Source organism: Phaeacidiphilus oryzae TH49 (assembly GCF_000744815.1).
Lineage (GTDB): Bacteria > Actinomycetota > Actinomycetes > Streptomycetales > Streptomycetaceae > Phaeacidiphilus > Phaeacidiphilus oryzae.
In genome coordinates this window covers 3,478,917-3,505,623 of sequence record NZ_JQMQ01000005.1, presented here as the reverse complement: position 1 = coordinate 3,505,623, position 26,707 = coordinate 3,478,917, and the positions used below count along the sequence as shown (strand labels likewise).

Below are 26,707 nucleotides of genomic sequence, written 5' to 3'. Positions count from 1 at the left end.
ACCGTTCGAACGCCGACCGACGGTTAGCCCTGACTGCCCGTCAGGTGATCGTCCGGGTCATCCGTTCAGCCGATCTCACCCAGCGCGTGGGTGCGGATCCAGTCGTGGATGGCGATCGCGGCGGCGGCCCCGGCGTTGATCGACCGGGTGGAGCCGAACTGGGCGATGGAGCAGACCAGGGAGGCGTGCTCGCGGGCGGCCTCGGTCAGCCCCGGGCCCTCCTGGCCGAACAGGAGTACGCAGCGCTCGGGCAGGTCGGTCTTCTCCAGCGGGACCGAGCCCGGGAGGTTGTCGATGCCGATCACCGGCAGTCCCCGCTCGGCGGCGTAGGCGGCCAGATCGGCGACCTCGGCGTGGTGGAGGACGTGCTGGTAGCGGTCGGTGACCATGGCCCCCCGCCGGTTCCAGCGGCGGCGTCCGACGATGTGCACCCCGGCGGCGAGGAAGGCGTTCGCGGTGCGCACCACGCTGCCGATGTTGAAGTCGTGCTGCCAGTTCTCCACGGCGACGTGGAAACCGTGCCGGCGGGTGTCCAGGTCGGCGACGATCGCCTCCCGGGTCCAGTAGCGGTAGCGGTCGACGACGTTCCGGCGGTCGCCGGCGGCCAGCAGCGCCGGGTCGTACTGGTCGCCCTCCGGCCAGGGGAGGGGGTGGGGTCCGACGCCGACGGCTGCCCGCTGCTCCTCGTCGAAGCCCTCGTCGTACTGCTCGCCGTGCTGGGGGGTGGTGTTCACGGTGCGAGGGTAGCGATTCCGCTGAGGTCGGTTTGAGAGGGCTGATACCTCTAATACCTTTGATTGGAATGATTGGTATGAGCCCTCCAATGCCGATAACGCAGGACCCCGGAATCAGTGGCCCGCTCGACTCGGAGCAGGAAGGTCGTGGGGAGGAAGAGGAGGTCGGCCGCGATCATCGCGGCGGAGAAGAGCGGCAGTCCGAGCAGTACGGCTATCCCCAGGTGCTCGGCGATCAGCGCGACCAGCAGCAGGTTCTTGATCCGGCGGTGGAAGACCAGGAACGGGAAGCCGACCTGGACGGCGACCGTGCCGTAGCTGAGGAGGAAGACCGGCAGCGGGTGCGCGGCCAGCGCGTGGGAGAGCGCCGGCCAGGGCGAGAAGTAGTCCAGGTGGAGGGGGAACCAGAGGGCGGTGCCGCGCTGCCAGAGGTCGCCCTGGATCTTGTACCAGCCGGCCGTGCCGTAGATCAGGCAGGCCTCGGCGGCCATCACGAAGAGCGCGCAGCCGTGCAGCAGATTGCCGAGGCCGTCCAGGAGCTGGTCGAGACCGGCCGGCGCGCTCGGCTGCCGGGCGGTGAGCCGGCGGAGGCGGGGGAGCCGACGCAGGCCGGAGAGCCGGCGGAGGCCGGAGAGCGCCCAGAAGGCCCAGAAGACGGCCCCCCAGCCGGACATGGCGAGCATTCCCAGCTTGGCGAAGCCGGTGAGCTGGGCCAGCAGCAGGGCCAGGCCGAGGAGGGCCCAGAGGAGGACGTCGACGAGGTCCGCCGGGGTGGCGTAGACGGCGCCGGCGGAGACGGTGGAGGTGGTGGCGGCGCCGTCACCACTCCGGCGGCGCCGGCGGCGCGCGTCCAGCGACCAGGCCTCCCCGCAACGGGTGAAGGCCAGGTAGATCGCCATGATGTGGAGCACGTTGTCGCTGCCGTCGCCGACCAACACCGCGCGGTTCTGCAGCGAGAGGACGGCGACCATGAAGAGCACCGACATCGCCCTGGTCCGCCAGCCCAGCGCGAGGGCCAGCGAGACGGCGAACGCCAGGGTGTAGACCAGCTCGAACCAGAACCGGCCGTCCGACCAGGCCAGCACGGTGAACGCGCCGTTGTCGGAGAGCAGCAGGCGGGCCATCGGGCCGCTGAACGGCGAGCGGTCGCCGTACAGCAGCAGCCGGTTCGGCCACTCGCGGAGGAGGAAGGCGGCGAAGGTGAGGGAGAAGCCGATCCGGGCCACCGCCGCCTGGCGGGGGAAGAGCACCCCGCCGCTCCAGGCCGCCCAGTGCCGTCGCAGCCGGTCGGCCGCGCGTGCGGGGACGCCGTCCGCGCGGACGCCGCTCGCGGGGACGCCGTCCGCGGGAACGGCGTCCGCCCGGCCCGGGGTGCGGCCGTCCTCGGGCTCGCGTTCGGGCTCGCGTTCGCGTTCGCGTTCGGGTTCGGGTCCGGGATCGGTCGCGGGCGGGCCGGAGACGGTCATCGGGCAGCCACCCCCAGGTCCTGGTAGTCCGCGTCGGCCACCGGCCACCACGGCAGGGTCCGGGTGGCGGAGCCGGCCGAGGCGTGGACGCCGACCCAGGCCGGGCCGCGCAGCGGCACGGTGACCGCGCGGACCTGGAGTTGGACGATCGGCCGCCCGCCCAGGTCGCGGCCGATCCGCTGGAGGGCGATCCGCTTGAGGTACTCGGTGGAGAGGCCGCCGCGGTCGCCGATCGGGGCCTCGCTCGTGCTGTGCCAGGAGGTGTAGAAGTCCCAGGCGCGGCGGAGCTGGTTCTGGTCGACGTGGCTGGGCGCCGGGTTGTGCCGGATGCGGGCGAAGTCCCGGGCGGTGAGGTCGATCCAGCCGGAGTCGGCGCGGACGCCGGCGGGGGAGAGGGTCTGCACCCGGGCTTCGACCGAGATGTCGGCCTGCAGCGGGTCGGGCGCGAAGAGCTGCCAGTTCTGCTCGAACTCGGGGAGGACGTGGTCGGATATGCCGTTCTGGTAGCGCTCGGAGATCGGGTTGCCGGGCGCGATCGAGAGGAAGACCGTGCCCAGGTGGTAAGCGACCGCTCCGACCAGCACCACCGCCGCCAGCGCCAGCGTCCCGCGCACCCAGGCCGGCCGGGGCCGGCCGGGCGGCTCCGCCCGGGTGGCGGGGTCGGTCCGTTCGGTGGTCATGCGCCCCTCCCGCGCTCGCTCGCTCAGGCCCGCACCGTACTCGCAACTCCTCTGCTCGGTGGATCGCTCGGTGGATGCTTCGCGGAGCGGCGGTTACGGGGATACGGGGAGTGCGGGACTCTGGTCCGCCGGTAGAACCTGTTCTATTCTGACTGTCCGTCAGAAACCAGGAAGGGGCCGAGGGTCGTGGACTTCACCTTCAGCGAGGAGCAGCAGGCAGCCGTGGAGGCGGCCCGGGCCGCTCTCTCCGACGCAGCGCCCGACGGCGGCAGCCTCCCGAGTCCCGCGGTCGGCGGCGAGCCGATCGCCGAGGACCTGGACCGGGAGCTGTGGCAGCGGCTCTGCAAGTCCGATCTGACCGGGATAGCCCTGGCCGAGGAGTACGGCGGCGGCGGTCAGTCCGTGCTGGCCTGGGCCCTGGTGCTGCGGGAGGCCGGCCGGGTGCTGGCCCGGGTGCCGCTGCTGGAGACCGGGGCGGCCGCGCTGGCCGTGCAGCACTACGGATCGGCCGAGCTGCGCCGGCGGGTGCTGCCGGAGGTCGCCGCCGGACGGCTGCTGCTGAGCGTCGCCCCGCACGGCCGCGTCGCCCACGAGCCGGCGCCGGACGGCGTCACCGCGGCTCCGGCGGGCGACGGCGGCTGGACGCTCGACGGACTGCAGACCGCGGTGCCGTACGCGCCCCTGGTGGACCGGGTGCTGGTGCCTGCGCGGACCCCCGGCGGCGGGGTGGTGCTGCTGCTCGTCGATCCGCGCGGCAGCGGGGTGACCACCCGGAGGCAGGTCGGCACCCACGGGGAGGTCTCGGGCGAGCTGGAGTTCGCCGCGGCCCCCGTCGAGCGGGCCTGGCAGCTCGGCGAGCCGGAGGAGGACGGCGCCGCCGACACCTGGCGGAGGGTCCGCGGGCTGCTGGAGGTCGGCGTCGCCGCGCTCTGCCTCGGCCTCGGCGAGGACGTCCTCCGCCGGACCGCCGCGTACACCTCGCAGCGCGAGCAGTTCGGGCATCCGCTGGCCACCTTCCAGGCGGTCGCGGTGCAGGCCGCCGACCGGTTCATCGACCTGCGGGCGATGGCGGCCACGCTGTGGCAGGCGGCCTGGCGGATGGACCTGGAGCTGCGCGGCGAGGCCCCCTCGGGCAGCGCGCTGCCGATCGAGGCGGACCTGGCCACGGCGAAGATCTGGGCCGCCGAGGGGGTCCGCGCGGTCACCGCGAGCGCCCAGCACCTCCACGGCGGCATGGGCGCCGACCTGGACAACCCCCTCCACCGCTACCACGCCTGGGCCAAGCACCTGGAGCTGCTCCTCGGCCCGGCGGCGGCGTACGAGGAGGAGCTGGGCGACGTGCTGGCGAAGGACGCACGGCGGGGCTGAGACGGCCCGCGGAGGCCGTTGGATGAGGCCGTTGGATACTGGCCGGTGTGGACTTCGATGCGTTGATCCTCGCCGGCGGTGCCGCGCGCCGGCTCGGCGCCGGGGTGGACAAGCCCGCCGTCCGGGTCGGCGGCAGCCCCCTCCTCGACCGGGTGCTGCGGGCGACCGAGGCGGCCGTCCGCACCGTGGTGGTCGGCCCGCCCCGGCCGACCGTACGGCCGGTGGAGTGGACCAGGGAGCGGCCGCCCGGCGGCGGGCCGGTGGCCGCGCTGGCGGCCGGGTTGCCGCTGGTCCGCGCGGAGGCCGAGGCGGTGCTGCTGCTCGCCGCCGACCTGCCCTTCCTCGAACCGCGTACCGCGGACGCCCTCCTCGGCGGGCTCGGCCGGGGCCGCGACGCCGTGCTGCTGGTCGACGGCGAGGGCCGGGAGCAGCCGCTGGTCGCGGCCTACCGGGTGACGGCGCTGCGCAGCGCGCTGGCCGGTGCGGTGGCCGACGCGGCGGCGAAGGGGAGCGGTGGAGGCGGGGCGCCGGCCTCCGGCGCGGGGCTCCCGCTGCGGGCCCTGCTGCGGCGGCTGGACGCGGACCGGATCGGCCGGTTGGCGGACGAATCCGGCGCCGCCTACGACTGCGACACCTGGCCCGACATCCGGAACGCGCGCGCCCGCTACGAATCGCGGGGGGCCATCCGCGAACATGGTGGGGTGCTGGATGACTGGATCGCCGCAGCGAAGAAGGAACTGGGCATCGATCTCGATGTGGACGTGCCCGGTCTGCTCGATATGACGAAGGAGGTCGCGCACGGAGTCGCCCGGCCGGCGGCGCCGCTGACCGCCTTCCTGGTGGGCTACGCCGCCGCCCGGGCGGGGGGCGGGGCCGATCAGGTGGCCCGGGCGAACGCCAAGATCGAAGCGCTGGCCGCGGCCTGGGCCGAGCGCCGCGGAGGCGACGGCCAAACGGGCGAGGGCGGATGAGCCGCCGCGCCGACGACGTCTACGACCTGGCCCGGGAGGCCGACGAGTCCTCCCGCCGGCCGTCCGAGGAGGCCGAGGTGCCGACCACCCGGGCTCCCGAGTCCGGCCCGATGGGCTGGCCGGAGGCCCGGGCCGCGGCCCGGCGCGCCGGGGCGGGCGGGTCGGCGGACGCCGAGACGGTCGGCCTCGACCAGGCGCTGGGACGCGTCCTGGCCGAGCCGCTGGAGGCGCTCGCGGACCTCCCCGCCTTCGACACCTCGGCGATGGACGGCTGGGCGGTCTCCGGCCCCGGGCCCTGGCGGCTGCTGGACCGCGGCCCCGTACAGGGCCTCGCCGGGGGCGCCCGGCCGCAGCCGCTGGCCGACGGAACCGCCGTCCGCATCGCCACCGGGGCGCAGCTGCCGTCCGGGGCGACGGCCGTGCTGCGCCGGGAGTACGGCACCGTGCGGGCGGACGGGCACGGCGGGCCTGTCCTCCACGACCGGCCGGCCCCGGCCGACCCGGTCGAGCTCGGCCGGGACATCCGGCCGCGCGGACAGGAGTGCCGGAGCGGCGACCGCCTCCTCCCGGCCGGCGCCCGGGTCACCCCGGCGGTGCTCGGGCTGGCCGCCGCGGCCGGCCACGACGCGCTCGCCGTGCGGCCCCGGCCGACCGTCGAACTCCTGGTGCTCGGCGACGAACTGCTGGACTCCGGGCCGCCCGGTGACGGGCGGGTGCGGGACGCGCTCAGCCCGATGCTGCCGCACTGGCTGCGCGGCGCCGGCGCCGAGCCGCTCGGCGTGCGCCGGATCGGCGACGACTTCGGGCTGCTGCGGGACGCCCTGCGGCTGAGCCCGGCTCGGATCGTGGTGACCACCGGGGGAACGGCGGCCGGGCCGGTGGACTTCGTCCACGACGCCCTCGCCGAGGCGGGCGGCCGGCTGGTGGTGGACGGCGTGCGGGTGCGGCCGGGACATCCGATGCTGCTGGCCGAGCTGCCGGGCGGCCGGTGGCTGGTGGGACTGCCGGGCAACCCGCTGGCGGCGGTGGCCGGGGTGGTGACGCTGCTTCAGCCGCTGCTGGCGGGACTGGCCGGGCTGACGGGGCTCGCGGGTCCTGCGGGGGAGCGGGACGGCTTCGCCGACGGGCGGCGGGGGTGGCCGCGGTGGGACTGCCGGGGCATCCGCGCGACACCCGGCTGCTGCCGGTGCGGATGGGGGAGCGGGGGGTGGAGCCGGTGCCGTTCGACGGCCCCGCGATGCTGCGCGGCCTCGCCGAATCCGACGCGCTGGCGGCGGTGCCTCCGACGGGGTCGTCACCCGGCGAGCCCGTCCAGCTCCTCTTCTTCTAGCCGCACTTCGGGGCACGGGGACTGCGGCGAGGCATCCACGGCGCCGCCCCGGCATCGGCCACCGGGCGGCGGCCCGGACTCCGGCTGCCGGGTGCGGCGGGGGCGTCGGCCGGCCGGGTGGTTCCCCGCGCCCTCGCCCGCGCCTGCGGCGCTGCGCCCGCGGCGCTGTCCTCGCGGCGCTGCCCTCGTGGCGACCGGGTCAGGTCCGGGGCGCCGCCCCGGGAGGCGTCGCGACCCGTTTGATCGCGATGATGCGGTCGCCCGACTGCAAGGTCGCCAGCTCGGGGTCGCCGTGGCGGAACAGCCGGCCGTCCCGGACCACGCCCACGACCAGATCGCGGCAGTCCGTCGGCGGCCGCCCGACCTCCGCCGGGGTGATCTCCCGGTCGACGACGTCCAGCCCGTTGCCGTAGGTCAGCAGATCCTCCAGCATCTCGCCGGTGAACGGGCTCAGCGCGGCCAGCCCCAGCAGCCGGCCCGCCGAGCTGGAGCTGGTGATCACCACGTCCGCCCCGCTCTGCCGCAGCAACGGCGCGTTCTCGTCCTCCCGTGCCGACGCCACCACCGTCGCCCGCTGGTTGAGCTGACGCACGGTCAGCGTGGTGAGCACCGCGGCGTCGTCCCGCTGCACCGCCACCACCACCTTCGCGGCCTGCTCCACCATCGCCCGCCGCAGCGTCGAGCTCCGCGTCCCCTCGCCGAGGACGCCGGCCAGCCCGTCGTGGCAGGCGGCGTCGACCACCCGGCGGACCGGGTCGACCACCACGATCCTCTCCCTGGGCACCCCCTGGCCCAGCAGGCTCTCCACGGCGTGCCTGCCCTTCGTTCCGTAGCCGACGACCACGGTGTGGTCCTCCACCCGAGACCTCCAACGGTCCAGCCGCCACTGCCGGCGGGTCCGGGTGGTCAGCACCTCCAGGGTGGTGCCGACCAGGATGATCAGGAAGATCACCCGCATCGGGGTGATCAGCAGGGCGTTCACCAGCCGCGCGGTGTCGCTGGCCGGTGTGATGTCGCCGTAGCCGGTGGTGGAGAGGGTGACCGTCGCGTAGTAGAAGGAGCCCAGGAAGTCCAGGTGGGCGCGGGCGCTGTCGCGGTAGCCGGCCCGGCCGAGATAGACGGCGAAGGTGGTGAGGAAGAGCACCGCGTTGGCCAGCAGCATCCGCCGCAGGACCTGGCGGAGCGGGGTCGTCCGCGGACCGTGCGGCAGCCGGATGTACCGAGCGGACTCGCCCTTCTCGTCCCATACATCCGCTACATCCGTCTCGCCGGAATTGACGCCCACGCGCTCATCATCGGCCCGCCCCCTGCATCCCGCACCAGCAAGGGAACTGACGCTGCGTCCGTGGCGGGCCTCGGGCGAGTAGCGTGCGCACCATGCGTGCGATCACGATTTCCGAGCCCGGTGGGCCCGAGAAGCTCGTCCTGTCCGAGGTGCCCGACCCGCAGCCCGCCGAGGGCGAGGTCCTGGTGGAGGTGACGGCGGCCGGCGTCAACCGGGCCGACGTCCTCCAGCGCCAGGGCTTCTACAACCCGCCCGCCGGTACCCCGCCGTATCCCGGCCTCGAGGTCGCGGGCCGGATCTCCGAGCTCGGCCCGGGGGTCAGCGGCTGGGCGGTCGGCGACGAGGTCTGCGGCCTCCTCGCCGGCGGCGGCTACGCCGAGAAGGTGGCCGTCCCGGCCGGCCAGCTGCTGCCGCTGCCGAAGAGCGTCGGCCTGGTGGACGCGGCCGCGCTGCCCGAGGTGGTGTGCACGGTCTGGTCGAACGTCTTCATGGTGGGCAACCTCCGGCCCGGCGAGACCCTTCTGGTGCACGGCGGCAGCAGCGGCATCGGCACGATGGCCATCCAGCTGGCCAAGTCGGTGGGCGCGAAGGTGATCGTCACCGCCGGCACGGACGAGAAGCTCGCCCGCTGCCGGGCCTTCGGCGCCGACGCCGGGATCAACTACCGCGAGCAGGACTTCGTCGAGGCCGTACGGGAGGAGACCGGCGGCAAGGGCGTCGACGTCGTCCTCGACATCATGGGCGCCAAGTACCTCCAGCGGAACGTGGACGCGCTGGCCACCAGCGGGCGGTTGGTGATCATCGGCCTGCAGGGCGGCACCAAGGGCGAACTGGACCTCGGCAAGCTCCTCGCCAAGCGGGCCGCGGTGGCCGCGACCAATCTGCGCAACCGGCCGCTCTCCGAGAAGGCGGCGATCGTGGCGGCGGTGCGGGAGCACGTCTGGCCGCTGATCGAGGACGGCCGGGTGAAGCCGGTGGTGGACAGGGTGCTGCCGCTGGCCGAGGCGGGGGAGGCGCAGAGGGTGATGGAGGCGAGCGGCCACGTGGGGAAGATCCTCCTCGAGGTCTGAGCGTCCGCGCCGGGCGGACGCCGGTGCGCCGGGAGAATCCGATATGCCGTCGATCCACTGGTATGCGACGGTGGCCGGGTACCCCCCAGCACGCCGGGAGGACCCCCTCGTGTTCGTTCCCCTCGATTCGGCCTTCGCCGAGCACCCCGGATCCGGTGCGGCCGCGGCGGCGGTCGTCGCGCCCGGTCAGCTGATCGGGTCGTCGCCGTCGCCGTCGCCGTCGCCGTCGCTGCCGTCGCCGCTGCGGCTGCCGATCGGTGGCCGGCCGGCCGGGGCGCCGCCGTCCGTGCCGTCGATCTCCTCGATCTCGTACGCCGCCGCCGGTGCGGCCGTTTCCGCGGTGTCGGCGGGGCTCCCGCGCCTGCTGCCGGTGGCGTCGGCCGTCTCGCCGGCGGCGGAGCCTTCGGCGGCCACCACCGCGAGCCGGCCTGCCGAGAGACCTCCGATGCCCCAGAAGCAGCAGAGCGCGGTGCGACCCGACCGGGGCCCGCTGGCCTCGGTCGGATCGCGGCCGGCGGGGCCGGCGGGGCCGGCGGGGCCGCCGGGCGGAGGTCCGGGGGAGCCCGCGGGGGAGCCCGCAGCGCGGCCCACGCCCCCCGGCCGGCCCGTGCGGTCGTTCGCCGGCCCGGCCCCCGGCCGCTCGCGCTCGGCGCGCCGAGCGGGCCGGTCAAGCCGCTGCCCCGGCCGGATCTCGGCCCCTATACTCCCGGCCGCGAACTCGCCGACCCGCCGCCGCACCGCTCGGCGGCGCCGGCTCGGGCCCGCGATCTGCTCCCGCTCGGCGTCGGCCTGGCGCTGATCGGCGCCGGGGCCGCTTTGATCGGAGTACGGCTGCGCAGGAACTGGTAGGACCACCCGGCCTCCGGGGGTATGCCTCATGGAGAACCACCCAGTGGGAGAGAATGAAACACATGAACACGCCGATGAACGAACGGCCTGATGACGGCCCCCAGGTCCTGATCGTCGGCCCGGACGGGATGGCCGTCGGCGGCCTGACCGGCGACAGGGGCGACGGAGACAACGAGGGCGACGAGCCCCGCGAGACGCCGATCACCGAGATGGTCGAGCAGCCCGCCAAGGTCATGCGGATCGGGAGCATGATCAAGCAGCTGCTCGAGGAGGTCCGGGCGGCGCCTCTGGACGAGGCCAGCCGGGCCCGGTTGAAGGAGATCCACGCCAGCTCGGTGAAGGAGCTGGAGCAGGGTCTCGCCCCCGAGCTGGTCGAGGAGCTGGAGCGGCTCTCGCTGCCGTTCACCGACGACAGCGTGCCGAGCGAGGCGGAACTGCGCATCGCCCAGGCGCAGTTGGTCGGCTGGCTGGAGGGTCTCTTCCACGGTATCCAGACGGCCCTGTTCGCCCAGCAGATGGCGGCCCGGGCGCAGCTGGAGCAGATGCGCCGGGCGCTGCCGCCCGGCGTCCAGGGGATGCAGGGGATGCCGGGCGAGGACCAAGACGGCCGGCACGGGGGCGCCCGCTCGGGCCCCTACCTCTGACAGCCGCCCGTCCGGCCGCGATTGCGGGGCGTCCGTGCAGGATCGGACGTCCCGCAATCAACTCTGCCCGCGACCGCTAGCCTTGACCCCCTGTCACATCGCCAACAGGGGGACGGGGCACGATGCTGGCCGACGGAACGGACGGCGCCGACAGGGCTGAGGAAGCGAGACCCCCCGGGTCCGCGCGCACCGTGGGAGCGGGGCGCTACCGGTTCCGCCGGCTGCTGGGGCAGGGCGGCATGGCCTCCGTCCACCTCGCGTACGACACCGTGCTGGAGCGCGACGTCGCGGTGAAGGTCCTCCACAGCGAGCTGGGCCGGGAGGACGGCTTCCGGGAGCGGTTCCGGCGCGAGGCGACCGGGGTGGCCCGGCTCGACCACCCGAACATCGTGGACGTCCACGACACCGGCGAGGACGTCGTGGTCGACGACGCGACCGGTGAGCGGCTACACATCCCGTACATCGTGATGGAGTACGTCTCCGGCGAGGTGCTGCGCGACCTGCTGGACCGGGAGCTGGCGGCGCGGGGCGGGGTGGCCGCGGGACCGGCGGGCGGGCCGGTGGTGCCGGTGGACCGGGCGCTGCGGATCACCGCCGAGGTGCTCTCCGCGCTGGGCGAGGCGCACGAGCACGGCCTCGTCCACCGGGACATCAAGCCGGGCAACGTGATGCTGGACCAGCGCGGCTCGGTCAAGGTGATGGACTTCGGCATAGCCCGGGCGCTGCAGTCCGCGGCCGGCTCGATGACCCGCACCGGGATGGTGGTCGGCACCCCGCAGTACCTCTCGCCCGAGCAGGGACTCGGCAGGCCGGTGGACGGGCGGTCCGACCTCTACTCGGTGGGCTGCCTGCTCTTCGAACTGCTCACCGGGCGACTGCCGTTCGAGGGCGACTCGGCGCTGGGCATCGTCTACGCCCACGTCCAGGAGCAGCCCCCGGCAGTCTCCCGGTACGCGTCCGGGCTTCCGCAGGCGGTGGACGCGCTGGTCGCCCGGGCCCTGGAGAAGGACCCGGAGCGGCGCTTCCAGAACGCGGCGGAGATGCGAGCGGCCTGCGAGGCGGCCGCCCTCCCGCCGGGCCCCCAGCCGCTGTCCGGAGGGACGCAGTTCCCACCCCCACCCCCGCCCGCCCACACCCCGTCCCCGGGCTCCCACACCCCACCACCGGGCGCCTACACCCCGCCGCCCGGCACCCACACCCCGCCGCCCGGTTTCTCCACGCCCCCCGGCCAGGCCACACCGCCACCAGGCCGGCACACCCCGCCTCCGGGATTCTCCACACCCGTAGGCCAGGCCACCCCGCTGCCAGGTCAGGGCACCCCGCCGCCGGGCTTCTCGATACCCGGTGGTCAGCAGACCCCGCCGCCTGGCTTCTCGATACTCACTGGTCAGCACACCCCGCCGCCGGGCTTCTCGATGCCCCCTGGGCAGGGCACCCCGCTGCCAGGTCAGCACACCCCGCCGCCGGGCCAGGGCGCTCCATCCGCCGGTTTCCCGCACACCCCGCCCCCGGGCCAGCACACCCCGCCCCCCGGCTTCCCGCACACCCCGCCGCCCGGTTTCGGGGTGCCCGGGGCGCAGGCGCCGGTAGCGTCGGGCGGTGCGCGGGCCGGTTGGAGTCCGGCGCCGGCGGCGAAGAGCGCGCCCGGGCCCTACGTCCCGCCGTCCGCGGCTCCGACGCCTCCGCCCTGGGCGGGCGGGCCGGCCACCCCCGTACCGGGCGCCGGACCGGTGATGCCCACTCCCCGGCGGAGGGACGGCTGCTCCACGGCGTTGATCGTGGTCGGGGTGGTGGTCGGGGTGATCGTCCTGATCGGAGTGGTCCTGGTGATCATCGGCGCGGTGGTCGCCGCGAACGCGTCGGGAACGCCGTGATCCGGCGGCTCCGCAGGCTGCACACCATGGAGAAGGAAACCGGAAGAAATGGTTCAGGTCCCGTCTTCCCCGGCCCCAGGGGCGTTTCCGCGCCCTCCGGGAAGGCGGTAGCGTTCACTGGGGTATATGTGACCGAGTCGAGAACCGACGGCGGAGAGTGATGGCACAGACGCAGCACGCCGGAGGCGACGGCAACCGGGACAGCCTCGGCGGTGGAGCCGCCGGGCGCCCCTTGGATGCCTCCACGCCCCAGGGCGGAACGCCCGGGCCGCAGTACGGAGGTGGTGGTTCGGGGCCGCAGCCGCAGTACGGCCGGCCGCCGGCCTCTCCCTCCGGCCCGCCCACCCCGTCGGGCGGCAACGGCCCCGGCGGCGGCGCCACGGCCGCCGGTCCGGACACCCCGGGCAGCGGACTGGGCAGCACCGGAGGCGCCGATCCGCGTTCCGCGCCCACCCAGGTCCCGCAGACCGTCGGCGACGGCCGCTACCAGATCACCCACCGCCTCGGCCGAGGCGGGATGGCGGAGGTCTTCGCCGCCCAGGACCTGCGGCTCGGCCGCACGGTCGCGGTGAAGCTGCTCCGCGCGGACCTCGCCGAGGACACCGTCGCCCGCGAGCGCTTCCAGCGCGAGGCGCACGCGGTCGCCTCCCTCAACCACCACGCCATCGTCGCGGTCTACGACACCGGCGAGGAGGCGATGGGCGGCGACACCGTGCCGTACATCGTCATGGAGCTGGTCGAGGGCCGGACCGTCCGCCAGCTGCTGGTGGACGAGGAGCCGCCGCCGGTCGACCAGGCGCTGATCATCATCGCCGGGGTGCTGGAGGCGCTGGGCTACTCGCACCAGCACGGCATCGTCCACCGCGACATCAAGCCGGCCAACGTCATCATCACCACCCAGGGCGCGGTCAAGGTGATGGACTTCGGCATCGCCCGGGCGCTCACCGGGGCGTCCTCCACCATGACGCAGACCGGCATGGTGATGGGCACCCCGCAGTACCTCTCCCCCGAGCAGGCGCTCGGCAAGGCCGTCGACCACCGGTCCGACCTGTACGCCACCGGCTGCATGCTCTACGAGCTGCTGACGCTGCGCCCGCCGTTCACCGGCGACACCCCTCTCTCGGTGGTCTACCAGCACGTCCAGGACCCGCCGATGCCGCCCTCGCAGGCGAACCCGCGGGTGCCGGCGATGCTGGACGACCTGGTGCTGCGCTCGCTGGCCAAGGAGCCGGACGACCGGTACCAGACCGCCGACGAGTTCCGCGCCCACCTCCAGCACGCCCTGCGCGTGATGCACGGCCAGGACGACGGCACCGGCACCATGATGCTCGGCCAGAACGGCGTCCCCACCACGGTGCTTGGCGCCGCGGCCGCGCCGACCATGGCGCTCCGCCCGGGGATGTCCCCGACCACCCCGGTCGAGGGCACCCAGGTGCTCGGCGCCTACCAGGGCGCCGGGGGAGCGGGCGGGGACGAGGACGGCTACGGGCGGGACGGGGGCGGCGGACGCAACCGCGGCAAGATCATCGCGGCTGTGGTCGCCGTGCTGGTGGTGCTGGCGGGCGTCGGCATCGCCCTCGCGCTGACCTCCCACAGCGGCGGCAAGTCGCCGACCCAGCAGACCACGCGGACCGCGACCACCGCGCCGACCACGGCCACGTCCCAGCCGCCGACCTCCGGCCCGACGGAGACCCAGACCCACTCCGCGCAGCCGACCTACCAGCAGCCGACGTCCAACCCGACGACGGCCGCGCCGACCACGGCGGCGCCGACCACGGCGGCTCCGACGACCGCGGCGCCGACCACGGCCGCTCCGACGACGGCGGCGCCGACGACCGCCGCTCCGACGACGGCGGCGCCGACGACCCCGCCGCCGCCGACTGCCACGGCCACGAACCCCTGACCCGGTAGTTCCGATGAGGACGCCCCCGACCCTGGTGCCAGGGCCGGGGGCGTCCTCGTCAGAGCCCGGCCGCCGCCTCAGTTGGTGTACGCGTCCAGCACCTGCTCGTACTCCTCGCACCACCACAGGATCTGCGCGGCCGCGGCCGGGAAGAGCGGGTCGGCCCGGCGGTCGCCGTGGGCGTAGTGCCACTCCAGGATCCAGAAGTCGTTGAGCCGCTCCCACCACACCCGGTGGACGGCGGTCGCCACCGACTCGGCTGTGCTGCCGGAGGCCTGCCGGTAGGCGCGGGAGAAGCGGCGCAGCCGGGAGAGGTCGAGCGCCCCGGTGCGGCGGTCGTGGAAGAACTGCGCGGCGGACCTGACCGCCTCCTCGGCCTGCGGCCCGAGGGTGAGACGGTCCCAGTCCAGGATGGCCGCCGGGTCCGCCCCGTTCACCCCGTCCGCCGCGTACAGGGTGTTGAGCGGGTGGAAGTCGCCGTGCACCCAGCCGGTGCGGGGGGCCCGGCCGGCCGGTGGGCGGCGGTGGGCGTGGGCGGCGAGGAGCTCACGGCGGAGGGCCAGGTGCTCGACCGCCAGCCGGTCGAAATCGCTTTGCTCCGAGGGGAGTTCGGGGCTGTTCCGGGTACGGGTCCGGCTCCGGCCGCGGGCCTGTTCGAGGAGGTCGCGGATCAGGCGGTCGGTGCGTGCGGGATCGGCGCAGGGCAGCGCCGCAGGCTGGGGGACCGGCGGCTTCATCCGGTCCAGCTCGGCGTGCACCCGGGCCAGCAGGGCACCCAGCGCCTCGCACTGACCGTGGGTCAGCTCGGTGCCGTGCCGGTGCCGGCCGTCGATCCAGGGGTAGAGGGCGTAGCAGCAGCCGTCCAGCTGGAGGAGGGTCCCGCCCTGCGGGGAGCGGACCGGCGGCGGGACCGGCAGGCCCAGCCGGTGCAGCCGGACGGTGGCCCGGTGCTGGGCCAGGACGGTGGTGGCGGCGGCGGTGCGCGGGTCCACGTACTGCTTGAGGAACCAGCGGCCGGTGCTGGTCTCGACCCGGTGGCCGCGGTTGAGGAGCCCCTCCGCCACCCGGGTGGCGCGATGCGGCGCGCCGGCGCGGAAGTGCCGGAGCACGGCCTCCAGCGGCAGCGGGGCGGGGGGCGGCTCGGGCGGCGGCGGGTTGGGCGGCACGGCCGGGTCCCCGCGCTCGGTGCCGGGGGCGGTCCGTCCGCCGGTCGTCCACCGGCCCCGGCGGTCGCGCGTCTGACCGTGCGTCACGGGGCAGATGGTACTGCCGTTGCGCGTGTGTTCTGTTCCGGCTGGACAGCGGGTCCGGGCCGCTGTACGGGGCCGGGAGGGGGGCGCCGACCCACCGGCTCAGCGCAGTGGGCGGCCGCCGCCGGCCTGGCGGCGGGCCACGTAGGCCGCGGCCTGGGTGCGGCGCTCCATGCCCATCTTCGCCAGCAGGCTGGAGACGTAGTTCTTCACCGTCTTCTCGGCCAGATGGAGGCGGCCGCCGATCTGCCGGTTGGTCATCCCCTCGCCGATCAGCTCCAGGATCTTCCGCTCCTGCGAGGTGAGCGCGGCGAGCTCGGCGTCCTCCGGCCTGTCCCCGCCGTCCCGCAGCCGGGCCAGCACCCGGCTGGTGGCGGACGGGTCGAGGAGCGAGCGGCCGGCGGCCACGTCGCGGATCGCGGAGAGGAGGTCGTTGCCGCGGATGTCCTTGAGGACGTAGCCCGCCGCCCCGGCCATGATCGCGTCGAAGAGCGCCTCGTCGTCCGAGAAGGAGGTGAGCATCAGGCACCTGACCTCGGGCAGTCGGGAGCGGATCTCCCGGCAGACCTCGACGCCGGAGCCGTCCGGCAGCCGGACGTCGAGGACGGCGACGTCCGGCCGGGTGGCCGGGACCCGGGCCAGCGCCTCGGCGGCGGTGCCGGCCTCGCCGACCACCTCGATGTCGTCCTCGGCGCTGAGCATCTCGTAGACACCGCGCCGGACCACCTCGTGGTCGTCGAGGAGGAAGACCTTCACCGGGTGCGGCGCGGACTGCTCACCCGTGGCGTTTTGTCCGATTTCTGCCATGGGTCAAGATTCCCACAACCCGGTGGTTCCGGCGGCCTACCGCACAGCCCGGCACCGATATACGGTGCGCGGGTGCCCCCATCGGGCATGCAAGGGGTAGGGGATGGAATCCGACCCGCCGCAGCTCGTAGGACGTCCTAGCGGAAAGTTGGACGTCCTAGCGCAGAGGCGCCGATCGCGCCTGCTGGGTAACGTGCACGGCGGAGGCGTCGGGCAGCACCCCCCACCCGCCTGTTCCGCGAAGCCGTGCACAACCCGGCGCGGCGAACGGAACGGCCCTCCCCGCCGAAGGCGGAAGACTCGAAAGAAGTCACTGGAGGGTCAGTCGGACCGGCGACCGGCGACCCCGGGGCCGGACAGACCAAGGAGTGAACGTGACCGTCGACGGCACGACCGGGGTACCCTCGGCCGCCCGCTCCAAGAAGCGCAGGCCGGCGGGCTCCGAGCCCGCCAAGCCCGCCTCCCGCAGGAGCACCAGGCCGGAGGAGTCCGCCGCCCCGACCGGGGGGGAACCCGAGTCCGGGCAGCACACCGAGCTCGTACAGCTGCTGACCCCCGAGGGGGAGCGGGTCGAGCATCCGCGGTTCGCGCTGGAGGTCGATCCCGAGGAGCTGCGGGCGATCTACCGCGATCTGATCCTGGTCCGGCGCTTCGACGCCGAGGCCACCGCCCTGCAGCGGCAGGGCGAGCTGGGGCTGTGGGCCTCGCTGCTCGGCCAGGAGGCCGCGCAGGTCGGCTCGGGCCGGGCGCTCCGCCCCGGCGACTACGCCTTCCCCACCTACCGCGAGCACGGCGTCGCCTGGTGCCGCGGGGTGGATCCGCTGAACCTGCTGGGGATGTTCCGGGGGGTCAACAACGGCGGCTGGGACCCGGACGAGAAGAACTTCAACCTCTACACGATCGTCATCGGGGCCCAGACCCTCCACGCCACCGGCTACGCGATGGGCATCGCCAAGGACGGCGCGGACGACGCGGTGATCGGCTACTTCGGCGACGGGGCCTCCAGCCAGGGCGACGTCAACGAGGCCTTCACCTTCGCCTCGGTGTACAACGCGCCGGTGGTGTTCTTCTGCCAGAACAACCAGTGGGCGATCTCCGAGCCGACCGAGAAGCAGTCCCGGGTGCCGCTCTACCAGCGCGCCTCCGGCTACGGCTTCCCGGGCGTCCGGGTGGACGGCAACGACGTGCTGGCCTGCCTCGCCGTGACCCGGTGGGCGCTGGACCACGCGCGCAGCGGCCAGGGCCCGGTGCTGATCGAGGCGTTCACCTACCGGATGGGCGCGCACACCACCTCCGACGACCCGACCCGCTACCGGGTGGCCGAGGAGCTGGAGTCCTGGAAGCTGAAGGACCCGATCGAGCGGGTGAAGGCCTACCTGGTCCGCCAGGGCTGGGCCGACCAGGCGTTCCTGGACGGCGTGGACTCCGAGGCGGAGGCGCTGGCCCGGCGGGTCCGGGACGGGGTGCGCAACATGCCCGACCCCTCGCCGATGTCGATCTTCGAGAACGTGTACGCCGAGGGCCACGCCCTGGTCGACGAGGAGCGCGAGGCGTACGCGGCGTACGCCGCATCCTTCGCGGACGCGCCCGCCGGGGAGGGGAACTGACGATGGCCGAGAAGTACACGATGGTGAAGGCGCTCAACGAGGCGCTGCGGCGCTCGCTGGACGCCGACCCGAAGACCCTGGTCATGGGCGAGGACGTGGGCCGGCTCGGCGGCGTCTTCCGGGTGACCGACGGCCTCTACAAGGACTTCGGCGAGGACCGGGTGATCGACACCCCGCTCGCCGAGTCCGGCATCGTGGGCACCGCGATCGGGCTCTGCCTGCGCGGCTACCGCCCGGTGCTGGAGATCCAGTTCGACGGCTTCGTCTACCCGGCCTTCGACCAGATCGTCAGCCAGCTGGCCAAGATGCACGCCCGCTCGCTGGGCAAGGTCAGGCTGCCCGTCACCATCCGGATCCCCTGGGCCGGCGGCATCGGTGCGGTCGAGCACCACAGCGAGTCGCACGAGGCGTACTTCGCCCACACCGCGGGCCTCAAGGTGGTCGCCCCGGCGAGCCCGGCGGACGCCCACTGGATGCTCCGGCAGGCCATCGCCTCGGACGACCCGGTGATCTTCCTGGAGCCGAAGCGCCGGTACTGGGACAAGGCCGAGGTCGACCCGGACGGCGAGGCCCCCGCGGGCCTCCACGACGCCCGGGTGGTCCGCTCCGGGACCGACCTGACCCTCCTCGCCTACGGGCCGATGGTGAAGGTCTGCCTGGAGGCCGCGGCCGCGGCCGCGGAGGACGGCCGCAGCATCGAGGTGGTCGACCTCCGCTCGCTCTCCCCGGTGGACTTCGACACCCTGGAGGCCTCGGTCCGGCGCACCGGCCGGGCCGTGGTGGTGCATGAGGCACCGGTCTTCCTGGGTATGGGGTCGGAACTGGCCGCGCGGCTCACCGAGCGGTGCTTCTACGCGCTGGAGGCCCCGGTGCTGCGGGTCGGCGGGTTCTTCGCGCCGTACCCGCCGTCGCGGGTGGAGGACACCTTCCTGCCGGATCTGGACCGGGTGCTCGACGCCGTCGACCGCGCCATGGCCTTCTGAGTGGGCTTCGGAGGAGACGCCATGACTACGACTGCTGTTGCCGGCGCCGCCGCGGGTGTGCGCGAGTTCCGGATGCCCGACGTGGGCGAGGGGCTGACCGAGGCCGAGATCCTCAAGTGGATGGTGGCCCCCGGCGACCGGGTGCACGACGGCCAGGTCGTCTGCGAGGTGGAGACCGCCAAGGCCGCGGTCGAGCTGCCGATCCCGTTCGACGGGGTGGTGCGCGAGCTCCACTTCCCCGAGGGCACCATGGTCGACGTCGGGACGTCGATCATCGCCGTGGAGGTGGACGGTCCCGCCGGGGCCGGCGCCGCCGCCCCGGCCGAGGAGGCGCAGGCCCCCGCCGCCGACGGCGCGGCGGCCGCCGCCGAGCCGGAGGCCGAGGAGCGCCAGGCCGTGCTGGTCGGCTACGGACCGCGGAGCGGTTCGGCGCGGAGGCGTCCGCGGAAGGTCCAGCTGACGCCGCCCGGGCAGGCGCAGGAGGCCCCGGCTCCGGCCCAGGTGCCGTCCGGTGCCGAGACCCCGGCTCCGGCCGCCGCGGCCGCCGCGGCCGCCCCGGCCGCGCCGTCGCCCGTGGGCGGCGGCCGGGCGCTGGCCAAGCCGCCGGTGCGGAAGATGGCCAAGGACATGGGGATCGACCTCTCCGTGGTGCCCCCGACCGGCCCCGAGGGCACCGTCACCCGTGACGACCTGCGGGCCTTCGCGGCGGCGAACGCCTCGGCTGCGGCTCCCGGCACCCCGGTGGAGGAGGCGGCGCCTGCCGGGCAGTCCGCCGCTCCGGCGCTCGGGGCCGCGGTGGAGGACGAGGTCCGGGTCCCGATCCGGGGGGTGCGGCGGGCGACCGCGCAGGCGATGGTGGCCTCCGCGTTCACCGCACCGCATGTCACCGAGTGGGTCCAGGTGGACGTCACCCGCACCATGAAGCTGGTGCGGAAGCTCAAGGAGACCGGCGAGCTCGGCGCGGGGCTGCGGGTCAGCCCGATGCTGCTGATCGCCCGCGCCCTGCTGGTCGCCGTGCGCCGGAACCCGGAGATCAACGCCCGCTGGGACGAGGCCAACCAGGAGATCGTCCACCGCCGCGCGGTGAACCTCGGCATCGCCGCGGCCACCCCGCGCGGGCTGCTCGTCCCGAACATCAAGGACGCCGGGGCGAAGACCCTGCCCGAACTGGCGGAGGCGCTCGGCTCGCTGATCTCCACCGCGCGGGAGGGCCGTACCGCGCCGGCGGACATGCAGGGCGGCACGATCACCATCACCAACGTCGGGGTCTTCGGAGTGGACTCGGGGACGCCGATCCTCAACCCGGGGGAGGCCGCGATCCTGGCCGTCGGCCAGGTGCGCGAGCTGCCCTGGGTGCACAAGGGCAAGGTGGTGCCGCGTCAGGTCACCACGCTGGCGCTCTCCTTCGACCACCGGCTGGTCGACGGCGAGCTGGGCTCCAAGGTGCTGGCCGACACGGCGGCGATCCTGGAGCGGCCGAAGCGGCTGCTCACCTGGTCGTGAGGGAACCGCGGCCGGGCGGCTACGCCGGTCCAGTGATAAACGCAAAGCGCTGACAGATCGTCAGATAATAGGGGTACCCCTTCCTCGGTTTCGGCCGTAGGAAGGGGTCTCTCTTGCGCAGGACGCTCGGGTCGGCCGCGGTCGCCCTGGTCCTCGGCCTGCTGCTCGGCTGCCTGGTGCCGGCCTCGGCCGGCGGGGCCGAGCGCGCGGGCAACAGGATCTCCCTGGTCTTCGTCGGCGACGGCTATACCCGCTCCGAACTGCCGCTCTACCGGCGGCAGGTGAGGGCGGTCTGGGCCGCGCTCAGCTCCATCGAACCCTTCCACCGCTATCGCAGGCTCTTCCGGATCCGCCGGATCGACGTGGTCTCCCCGCGTCCCGGCCTGCGCTCCGGCTCCCCCCTCGGCATGCGCTTCGGCTGCGAGGGGATGGCCCGGCTGCTCTGCGCCGACACGGACGCCGTGGACCGGTACGCCGACACGGTCCCCGGCCCGCGCTATGTGATCGCCCTCGCCAACTCCCGGATCTACGGGGGAGAGGGCGGCGACGACGGGATCACCACCCTCTCGGCCGGCGGCCCGCAGGCGCTCCAGGTGGTCCAGCACGAGTTCGGGCACACCCTCGGCGGCCTGGGCGACGAGTACGACACCGCGCCCGCCGAGGACGACTACCCCAACGTCTCCACCGCGAACGCCGGCCAGATGCGCCGGGAGCACGTCAAGTGGTGGCGCTGGCTGGGCGCCGCCGACCCCAGCGGCGGCCGGGTCGGCGCCTACCGCAGCGGCAACGGCCTCTACCGGCCGACCCGGGACTCGGTGATGCGCGACCTCGGCCACCCCTACAACCTCCCCTCCCGCGAGGCGATCATCGAGCGCCTCTACCGCCAGGTGTCCCCGGTGGACGCGGCCTGGCCGGCGGAGGGGACGGTGACCGGGCGGCCGCTGCTGCGGGTCCGGCCCGCGGTGCCGGACGCCCGGGTGGTGTGGCGGGTCGACGGCCGCTGGGCGGGGACCGGCGACCTGCTGCCGACCGGGCGCCTGCCCCGTGGCGGCACGGTCACCGCGACCGTCCGGGACACCACTCCGTGGGTCCGCGACGAGGGCTTCCGCGCCCGCTACATGACCCGCACCCTCCGCTGGACGCTGGCCGGCTGAGCCGGCCCGGACCCCGCCCACCAGGGGTATACGTGTTGCATCTATGATCGATGCATCATGGCCGCAGCCGATCGGGTCTACACCCATGTCAAGCAAGCCGTACTGGACCGGAGCTACGCCGGGGGCACCCTCCTCGTGGAAGGCGAGCTGGCGGACGTCGTCGGCGTCTCACGCACGCCGGTACGCGAGGCCCTGCTCCGGCTGGAGGCCGAGGGGCTGATCAAGCTCTACCCGAAGAAGGGCGCCCTGGTGCTGCCGGTCTCCGCGCAGGAGATCGCCGACGTGGTGGAGGCCCGGCTGCTGGTCGAGCGGCATGCCGTGCAGAAGGCCATCCCGGCGCCGGCCGCGCTGCTCCAGCGGCTCCAGGAGCTGCTCGACGAGCAGCGGGACTGCGTGGCCCGGGGGGACCTCCTCGGCGCCTCCACCGCCGACCGGGCGTTCCACCACGCCATCGTCGCCGAGGCCGGCAACCAGATCATCGAGCACCTCTACGACCAGCTGAGGGACCGCCAGCTGCGCATGGGCGTCGAGGTGATGCGCGCCCGGCCGGAGCGGGTCCGGTCCAATCTCACCGACCACTCCGCGATCCTGGAGGCGCTCCGCGCCGGGGACCGCGACCTGGCCGACCACCGCGTCCGCGAGCACGTCGGACGCGTCGACACCCTGCTGAGGAGCTGACTCCGTGTCCGCGAGCGTGCCCGGCAAGCAGCCGGGCGTACCCGGCATACCGGATCCCACCGGCGGCACGGCCGCCGTACCGACCACCGGGGGGAGCCACGGCCCGGCGGGCCCGGCGGCCGGCCCCGGCGGGTTCGCCGACCGGCTGGGCGGCCCGGCAGCCTGGACGGCCTGGGGGATCGGCGTCGCGGTCTACGTCCTGGCCGTCGTCCACCGCACCAGCCTGGGCGTGGCCGGGCTCGACGCCGCCGTCCGCTTCCACATCGGCGCCTCCCAGCTCTCCACCTTCTCGCTGCTCCAGGTGCTGGTCTACGCGGCCATGCAGATACCGGCGGGCCTCCTGGTGGACCGGATCGGGCCGCGCCGGGTGCTCAGCCTCGGGCTGGTCCTCCTCACCGCCGGGCAGCTCGGCTTCGCCTTCTCGTCCGGCTTCGCCCCGGCACTGATCTCCCGGGCGGTGCTGGGCTGCGGGGACGCGATGACCTTCGTCAGCGTGCTGCGGCTGGGCGCACTGTGGTTCCCGCCGCGGCGGAACCCGCTGATGGCCCAGCTCACGGCTCTGGTGGGGATGGGCGGCAACCTGGTCAGCACCGCGGTGCTGTCCCGGGTGCTGCACAGCGCGGGATGGACCGCGACCTTCGGTGTCACGGGGGTGATCGGTGTCGGGCTGCTCGCTGTCGTGCTGCTCTTCCTCCGGGACTCGCCGGACCATCACGGGTTCCGGCGGGGGCGCGGGCGGGGCCGCGACCGGGCCGCCGCGCAGGCGGTCACCGAGCCGCGGCCGCCGGTGCTGCCGCTGATCCGCGCGGCCTGGGCGGAGCCCGGGACGCGGATCGGGCTGTGGACCCACTTCACCTCGCAGTTCCCGGCGATGACTTTCCTGCTGCTGTGGGGTGAGCCGTTCCTGGAGGACGGGCAGGGGCTGCCGGCCGGCACCGCCGGCACGCTGCTGAGCCTGGTGGTGGTCTCGAACATGGCCTGCGGGCTGCTCTTCGGGCAGCTGCTCTCGCGGCGGCACTCGCTGCGGCTGCCGCTGGTGCTCACCGTCGTCTCGGTCACCGGCGTGCTGTGGGCGGTGGTGCTGACCTGGCCGGGGCCGCATGCTCCGGTGTGGCTGCTGACCGTGCTGTGCGCCTGGATGGGCAGCAACGGGTCGGCGTCCATCGTCGGCCTCGACTTCGCGCGGCCGGTGAACCCGCCCGAGCGGATCGGGACGGCCTCGGGGATCGTCAACATGGGCGGATTCATCGCGACGATGTTCTGTCTGCTGACGATCGGCGTCCTGCTGGACGCCTCCGGCGGGGGCGGCGGCCACTACCCGGCGCACGCGTTCCATCTGGCGTTCTGGGTGCTGTACCTGCCGATGGCGCTGGGGCTCTCGCAGATCCTCCGCCTGCGCCGGCGCGCGGCGGCGCGGGAGGCGGAGTTCCGCGTCGGCCACGCCGTGGCGGTGTCGATCCCGCGTCAGCGCGAGGGACTCGCGGACGCCTGACGGGCCGGTCGACGGACGGCCGGTCGGCGGCTGCGGGCCGCCCGGCTGCGGGCCGCCCGCGCCCGCACCGCAGCCGCCGCCGGCGAAGCGCCGATGCCGCTACGGCGTGATCGCGAACCGCTCCAGGATGCGTTCGGCCAGCTCCTCGTCGCCATCCGTCTTCACCTGCGCCTGCGCCGCCGGCATCCGGCCGCCCGCGAGGCGGATGTAGGTCTCCCAGTCCATCGCGATCCGCGCCGTCGGCGCCAGCGGCACATGCTCGTTGACCGAGCCGCGGCCGTCGTGGTCGACCCGCACCGTCAGCATGAACTCCATCGGCCCGTGGACGTCCAGCACCACCGTCGTACCGGCCGGCGCGCCCGCCCTGCGGGCGACCACCTTCGGCAGCGCCTCCACCAGCACCTCGCGGGAGACGAACGCGGCCGGCGAGTCCAGATTGCCGGGGCTGCGCAGCGCCCGGCGCAGATCCTGCTCGTGCATCCACACGTCGAACACCCGGGTGCGCAGCAGCTGGTGGTACGGCACCTCCCGGCTCAGCGGGCCCATCGGCCAGCGCACCTGGTCGTCCGGGCCGGTGGTCGCGTTCCGCAGCGACCGCGAGCGGCGGATGATGGTGTACTCCAGCTCGGAGGTCATCTCCGGAGCGGTGTGGCAGCGCCGGGTGTCCACCGGTATCTCCGTGTAGCGGGCGAACTCGCTGTCCACATGGAAGAGATCACGGGGGAGGGTGTGGATGGGGCGCGGATCGCCGAGCAGCTCCAGCTCCATGCCGATCACATGGGAGACCACGTCTCGCACCGACCAGAACGGGCACTCCGTGGGGCGGTTCCATTCCCCCTCGGCAAGCGGTGCGACCAGTTCGGAGATCGACTCTATGGTGTGGGTCCAGGCATCGATATAGCTCTGGACGGTGAGCTTGTCGGTCACGGTTACGACCCCTCGACTACGGTCCTCAGCGCGTACGGCAGGTTACGCTGTCAGCGGTCGCCCGGGCGGCGCTTTCGGGTGATCTATCAGCGGAAACTGTGGTCCGGGTTGACGTGGAGGGTGGTACCGTGCGCGCCTCACTTGTCCAGATGGACGTCTCCGACGGGGAGCCGGCGGACTCCCGGCGGGAGCGCGCGGTGGCGCTGATCCGTCAGCAGCGGGGCTCGGACCTGGTGGTCCTGCCGGAACTGTGGCCGGTCGGCGGGTTCGCCGCGGACGCCTGGTCGGACGCCGCCGAGCCGCTGGACGGACCCACCGCGGACGCCATGTCGGCCGCCGCCCGGGAGGCCGGGGTCTGGTTGCACGCCGGTTCGATCGTGGAACGCGATCCCGACGGCCCGATCTACAACACCTCCCTCTTCTTCGCCCCCGACGGGGAGTTGACCCACACCTACCGGAAGATCCACCGCTTCGGCTTCGACCGCGGCGAGGCGATCCGGATGGCGGCCGGCGAGGAGCTGGTGACCGCCTCCACCGAGCACGGCACCCTCGGCCTGGCCACCTGCTACGACCTGCGCTTCCCCGAGCTCTTCCGGGGCCTGCTGGACGCCGGGGCCGAGCTGCTGGTGGTCCCGGCCGCCTGGCCGGCCCGCCGGATCGACCACTGGACGCTGCTGGCCCGCGCGCGGGCCGTCGAGGAGCAGGTCTTCGTCCTCGGCTGCAACGACACCGGCAGCAACGGCGGTGTCCCGCAGGGCGGGCACAGCATCGTCGTGGGGCCGTGGGGCGAGGTGCTGGCCGAGGCCGGGGACGGTGAGGAGGTCCTCACCGTGGACCTGGACCCGGCCGCGGTCGCCAAGGCCCGCGAGGCCTTCCCGGTGCTGCGCGACCGGGTCCTGGGAGTGGTCCCGCCGAGCCGGCGCTGAGGCGGCGCGATCCGGCTCGGCGGGGGTCGGTGAGCCGACGGCGGGAGGTCCGCCGGTCGGCCCGTCAGCCCTGGGCGTTGGCGGCGTCCGACTCGGCCGCGGCCGCCGCGCTCCTGGCCTGGCGGACGATCGCGGCCGGATCGCTGGGCGCGGCCCCGCCGCCCGGCATCCCGGCTCCGGCGGCCGCCGGGGCGGACATCGGGGCGGACGGCGACGAGACCGTACCGGCCGGGCGGCTGGAGCCGGCCTTGGCGGTGTGCGGCATGCAGCCGGTGAGGGCGAGCACGGGGACGGTGGCCAGCGCGGCGGCCGTCACCCGGAGGCGGTACTGACGCGAGGTCATGAGTGGCTCCCGGTGCGGCCGGTCATCATGGACGGGTCCGTGGGCGCGACCGCGCCGCCGCCGGACATCGGGCCGTGCGCCATGGAGCCGCCGCCGGGGGAGCCGCCGTTCATGCCACCGCCGTTCATGCCACCGCCGTTTATGGCGCCGTTCTGGCCCCCGTTCGTCCCCCCGCTCTGGCCCCCGTTCATGCCGCTGCTCATGCCGCCGCTCGTGCCCCCGTTCATGCCGCCGGCGCTGGGCATCGGGGCCGGCATGCCGCTGCGCGAAGGGCTCGCGCTCATCCCCATGCCCGGCGAGGCGGTCGTACCGGTCGGCATCGTGCCGGTCGGCATGGCCGTCGGCATCGTGCCGCCGCCGCACCAGTTCGCGACCCAGCGCAGCTCGCGCTGGACCGTCAGCAGGACGCCGAGCAGTTGCCGGCGCCAGGCCATCCGCCGCGCCAACTCCTGCGCCCGCATGGCGTGGTGGCCGTGGACGCTGAGCTGCCAGTGGTGCCGCGTCCAGGCCATCGAACCCCGGGTGGACGAACCCGCCTCCAGCCGGCGGATCTCCCGGCCGATGCGGCGCTCCAGCGCGGTGACCCCGGCGCACCAGTGCGGCCGGGCGGTGGTGGCGGTGGCCGTCGGCGACGCGCTCGCCGGCATCGAGGACATCGGCGCCGACGCCGACATCGTCGGCATCGCGGTGGCCGTGGAGCCGGCCATCGCACTCGGGGTGGCGCCGGGGACGGCGTCCGCCCACGCGGTGGCCGTACCGCCCAGCAGGGAGCCGGTCAGCACGAGCCCGGCCATTCCGCTGGCCAGTCGGATGTTGCGACGAAGCATGAAGTGCCTCCTCCAACGTCGACTCCCCCCGGTACT

The 26,707-nt window shown here is 74.5% G+C and carries 23 protein-coding genes and 1 pseudogene; 14 read left to right on the top strand and 10 right to left on the bottom strand.

What is annotated here, in order from left to right:
• Positions 1-65 precede the first annotated feature (65 nt).
• The 3 genes from BS73_RS19335 to BS73_RS19325 are packed head-to-tail and all read right to left on the bottom strand — an operon-like array spanning position 66 to position 2,880.
• Positions 66-734, bottom strand: a complete 669-nt coding sequence (locus BS73_RS19335) for a TrmH family RNA methyltransferase (protein WP_037574229.1) — start codon at positions 732-734, stop codon at positions 66-68.
• A gap of 50 nt (positions 735-784) precedes the next feature.
• A complete protein-coding gene (locus BS73_RS19330) occupies positions 785-2,200 on the bottom strand; it encodes an HTTM domain-containing protein (protein WP_051940118.1) in 1,416 nt (471 codons plus the stop codon).
• On the bottom strand, positions 2,197-2,880 hold the full coding sequence (locus BS73_RS19325) for a DUF5819 family protein (protein ID WP_051940117.1): 684 nt from the start codon (positions 2,878-2,880) through the stop codon (positions 2,197-2,199). The genes BS73_RS19330 and BS73_RS19325 overlap by 4 nt, the downstream gene beginning before the upstream one ends.
• 186 nt (positions 2,881-3,066) lie before the next feature.
• Here BS73_RS19325 and BS73_RS19320 point away from each other — a divergent pair, with 186 nt between their 5' ends.
• The 3 genes and pseudogenes from BS73_RS19320 to BS73_RS19310 all read left to right on the top strand — a co-directional run bounded on the left by BS73_RS19320 (position 3,067) and on the right by BS73_RS19310 (position 6,549).
• Complete coding sequence (locus BS73_RS19320) at positions 3,067-4,248, top strand: acyl-CoA dehydrogenase family protein (RefSeq protein ID WP_037574226.1); 1,182 nt, start codon at positions 3,067-3,069, stop codon at positions 4,246-4,248.
• Between the two features lie 47 nt (positions 4,249-4,295).
• Entirely contained in the window at positions 4,296-5,219 is a 924-nt protein-coding gene (locus BS73_RS19315; RefSeq protein WP_235215458.1) for an NTP transferase domain-containing protein, read from the top strand.
• Between the two features lie 110 nt (positions 5,220-5,329).
• Positions 5,330-6,549: pseudogene (locus BS73_RS19310) on the top strand (molybdopterin molybdotransferase MoeA).
• Between the two features lie 199 nt (positions 6,550-6,748).
• Here the strand turns inward: BS73_RS19310 and BS73_RS19305 are convergent.
• Entirely contained in the window at positions 6,749-7,834 is a 1,086-nt protein-coding gene (locus tag BS73_RS19305; RefSeq protein ID WP_037574223.1) for a potassium channel family protein, read from the bottom strand.
• Positions 7,835-7,926: 92 nt separating this feature from the next.
• Between BS73_RS19305 and BS73_RS19300 the strand changes: the two genes are divergently transcribed.
• Positions 7,927-8,904, top strand: a complete 978-nt coding sequence (locus BS73_RS19300; protein ID WP_037574220.1) for an NAD(P)H-quinone oxidoreductase — start codon at positions 7,927-7,929, stop codon at positions 8,902-8,904.
• A gap of 186 nt (positions 8,905-9,090) precedes the next feature.
• Here the strand turns inward: BS73_RS19300 and BS73_RS37530 are convergent, their stop codons facing one another.
• Positions 9,091-9,318: a hypothetical protein gene (locus tag BS73_RS37530; protein WP_152617658.1), complete on the bottom strand. Its 228-nt coding sequence runs from the start codon at positions 9,316-9,318 to the stop codon at positions 9,091-9,093.
• Positions 9,319-9,815: 497 nt separating this feature from the next.
• Between BS73_RS37530 and BS73_RS19290 the strand changes: the two genes are divergently transcribed.
• From BS73_RS19290 to BS73_RS19280, 3 genes are all read left to right on the top strand, one after another.
• Entirely contained in the window at positions 9,816-10,397 is a 582-nt protein-coding gene (locus BS73_RS19290) for a bacterial proteasome activator family protein (RefSeq protein ID WP_200886713.1), read from the top strand.
• A 122-nt stretch (positions 10,398-10,519) separates the two neighbouring features.
• The gene (locus tag BS73_RS38810) at positions 10,520-12,271 is read left to right on the top strand and encodes a protein kinase domain-containing protein (RefSeq protein ID WP_084704191.1); all 1,752 of its coding nucleotides are present in this window, start codon (positions 10,520-10,522) and stop codon (positions 12,269-12,271) included.
• 160 nt (positions 12,272-12,431) lie between these two features.
• Entirely contained in the window at positions 12,432-14,174 is a 1,743-nt protein-coding gene (locus BS73_RS19280; protein ID WP_063837021.1) for a protein kinase domain-containing protein, read from the top strand.
• A 77-nt stretch (positions 14,175-14,251) separates the two neighbouring features.
• Here BS73_RS19280 and BS73_RS19275 read toward each other — a convergent pair whose 3' ends face one another.
• The gene (locus tag BS73_RS19275; RefSeq protein ID WP_322987283.1) at positions 14,252-15,427 is read right to left on the bottom strand and encodes a phosphotransferase; all 1,176 of its coding nucleotides are present in this window, start codon (positions 15,425-15,427) and stop codon (positions 14,252-14,254) included.
• 99 nt (positions 15,428-15,526) lie between these two features.
• The gene (locus BS73_RS19270; RefSeq protein WP_051940114.1) at positions 15,527-16,231 is read right to left on the bottom strand and encodes a response regulator; all 705 of its coding nucleotides are present in this window, start codon (positions 16,229-16,231) and stop codon (positions 15,527-15,529) included.
• Between the two features lie 374 nt (positions 16,232-16,605).
• Here BS73_RS19270 and pdhA point away from each other — a divergent pair, with 374 nt between their 5' ends.
• The 6 genes from pdhA (at position 16,606) to BS73_RS19240 (ending at position 23,648) form a co-directional block, all read left to right on the top strand.
• A complete protein-coding gene (pdhA, locus tag BS73_RS19265; protein WP_037574212.1) occupies positions 16,606-17,838 on the top strand; it encodes a pyruvate dehydrogenase (acetyl-transferring) E1 component subunit alpha in 1,233 nt (410 codons plus the stop codon).
• A 2-nt stretch (positions 17,839-17,840) separates the two neighbouring features.
• Complete coding sequence (locus BS73_RS19260) at positions 17,841-18,821, top strand: alpha-ketoacid dehydrogenase subunit beta (protein ID WP_037574209.1); 981 nt, start codon at positions 17,841-17,843, stop codon at positions 18,819-18,821.
• 21 nt (positions 18,822-18,842) lie between these two features.
• Positions 18,843-20,324 carry a dihydrolipoamide acetyltransferase family protein gene (locus BS73_RS19255; protein WP_037574206.1) on the top strand — a complete coding sequence of 494 codons (1,482 nt, stop codon included), beginning with the start codon at positions 18,843-18,845 and terminating at the stop codon, positions 20,322-20,324.
• Positions 20,325-20,437: 113 nt separating this feature from the next.
• Positions 20,438-21,478, top strand: coding sequence for a M64 family metallopeptidase (locus tag BS73_RS19250; RefSeq protein ID WP_051940113.1), 1,041 nt, complete (start codon positions 20,438-20,440; stop codon positions 21,476-21,478).
• A gap of 57 nt (positions 21,479-21,535) precedes the next feature.
• Complete coding sequence (locus BS73_RS19245) at positions 21,536-22,156, top strand: GntR family transcriptional regulator (protein ID WP_037574203.1); 621 nt, start codon at positions 21,536-21,538, stop codon at positions 22,154-22,156.
• A 145-nt stretch (positions 22,157-22,301) separates the two neighbouring features.
• Positions 22,302-23,648, top strand: a complete 1,347-nt coding sequence (locus BS73_RS19240) for an MFS transporter (protein WP_084704760.1) — start codon at positions 22,302-22,304, stop codon at positions 23,646-23,648.
• A gap of 99 nt (positions 23,649-23,747) precedes the next feature.
• Here the strand turns inward: BS73_RS19240 and BS73_RS19235 are convergent, their stop codons facing one another.
• The gene (locus BS73_RS19235) at positions 23,748-24,575 is read right to left on the bottom strand and encodes a maleylpyruvate isomerase family mycothiol-dependent enzyme (RefSeq protein ID WP_037574200.1); all 828 of its coding nucleotides are present in this window, start codon (positions 24,573-24,575) and stop codon (positions 23,748-23,750) included.
• A gap of 128 nt (positions 24,576-24,703) precedes the next feature.
• On the opposite strand from BS73_RS19235, the gene BS73_RS19230 reads away from it, so the two are divergent.
• A complete protein-coding gene (locus BS73_RS19230) occupies positions 24,704-25,501 on the top strand; it encodes a carbon-nitrogen family hydrolase (RefSeq protein ID WP_037574197.1) in 798 nt (265 codons plus the stop codon).
• Positions 25,502-25,565: 64 nt separating this feature from the next.
• On the opposite strand, the gene BS73_RS19225 is transcribed toward BS73_RS19230, so the two are convergent.
• Entirely contained in the window at positions 25,566-25,844 is a 279-nt protein-coding gene (locus BS73_RS19225; RefSeq protein ID WP_037574194.1) for a hypothetical protein, read from the bottom strand.
• A complete protein-coding gene (locus BS73_RS34825) occupies positions 25,841-26,671 on the bottom strand; it encodes a hypothetical protein (RefSeq protein WP_051940112.1) in 831 nt (276 codons plus the stop codon). The genes BS73_RS19225 and BS73_RS34825 overlap by 4 nt, the downstream gene beginning before the upstream one ends.
• Between the last annotated feature and the right edge of the window lie 36 nt (positions 26,672-26,707).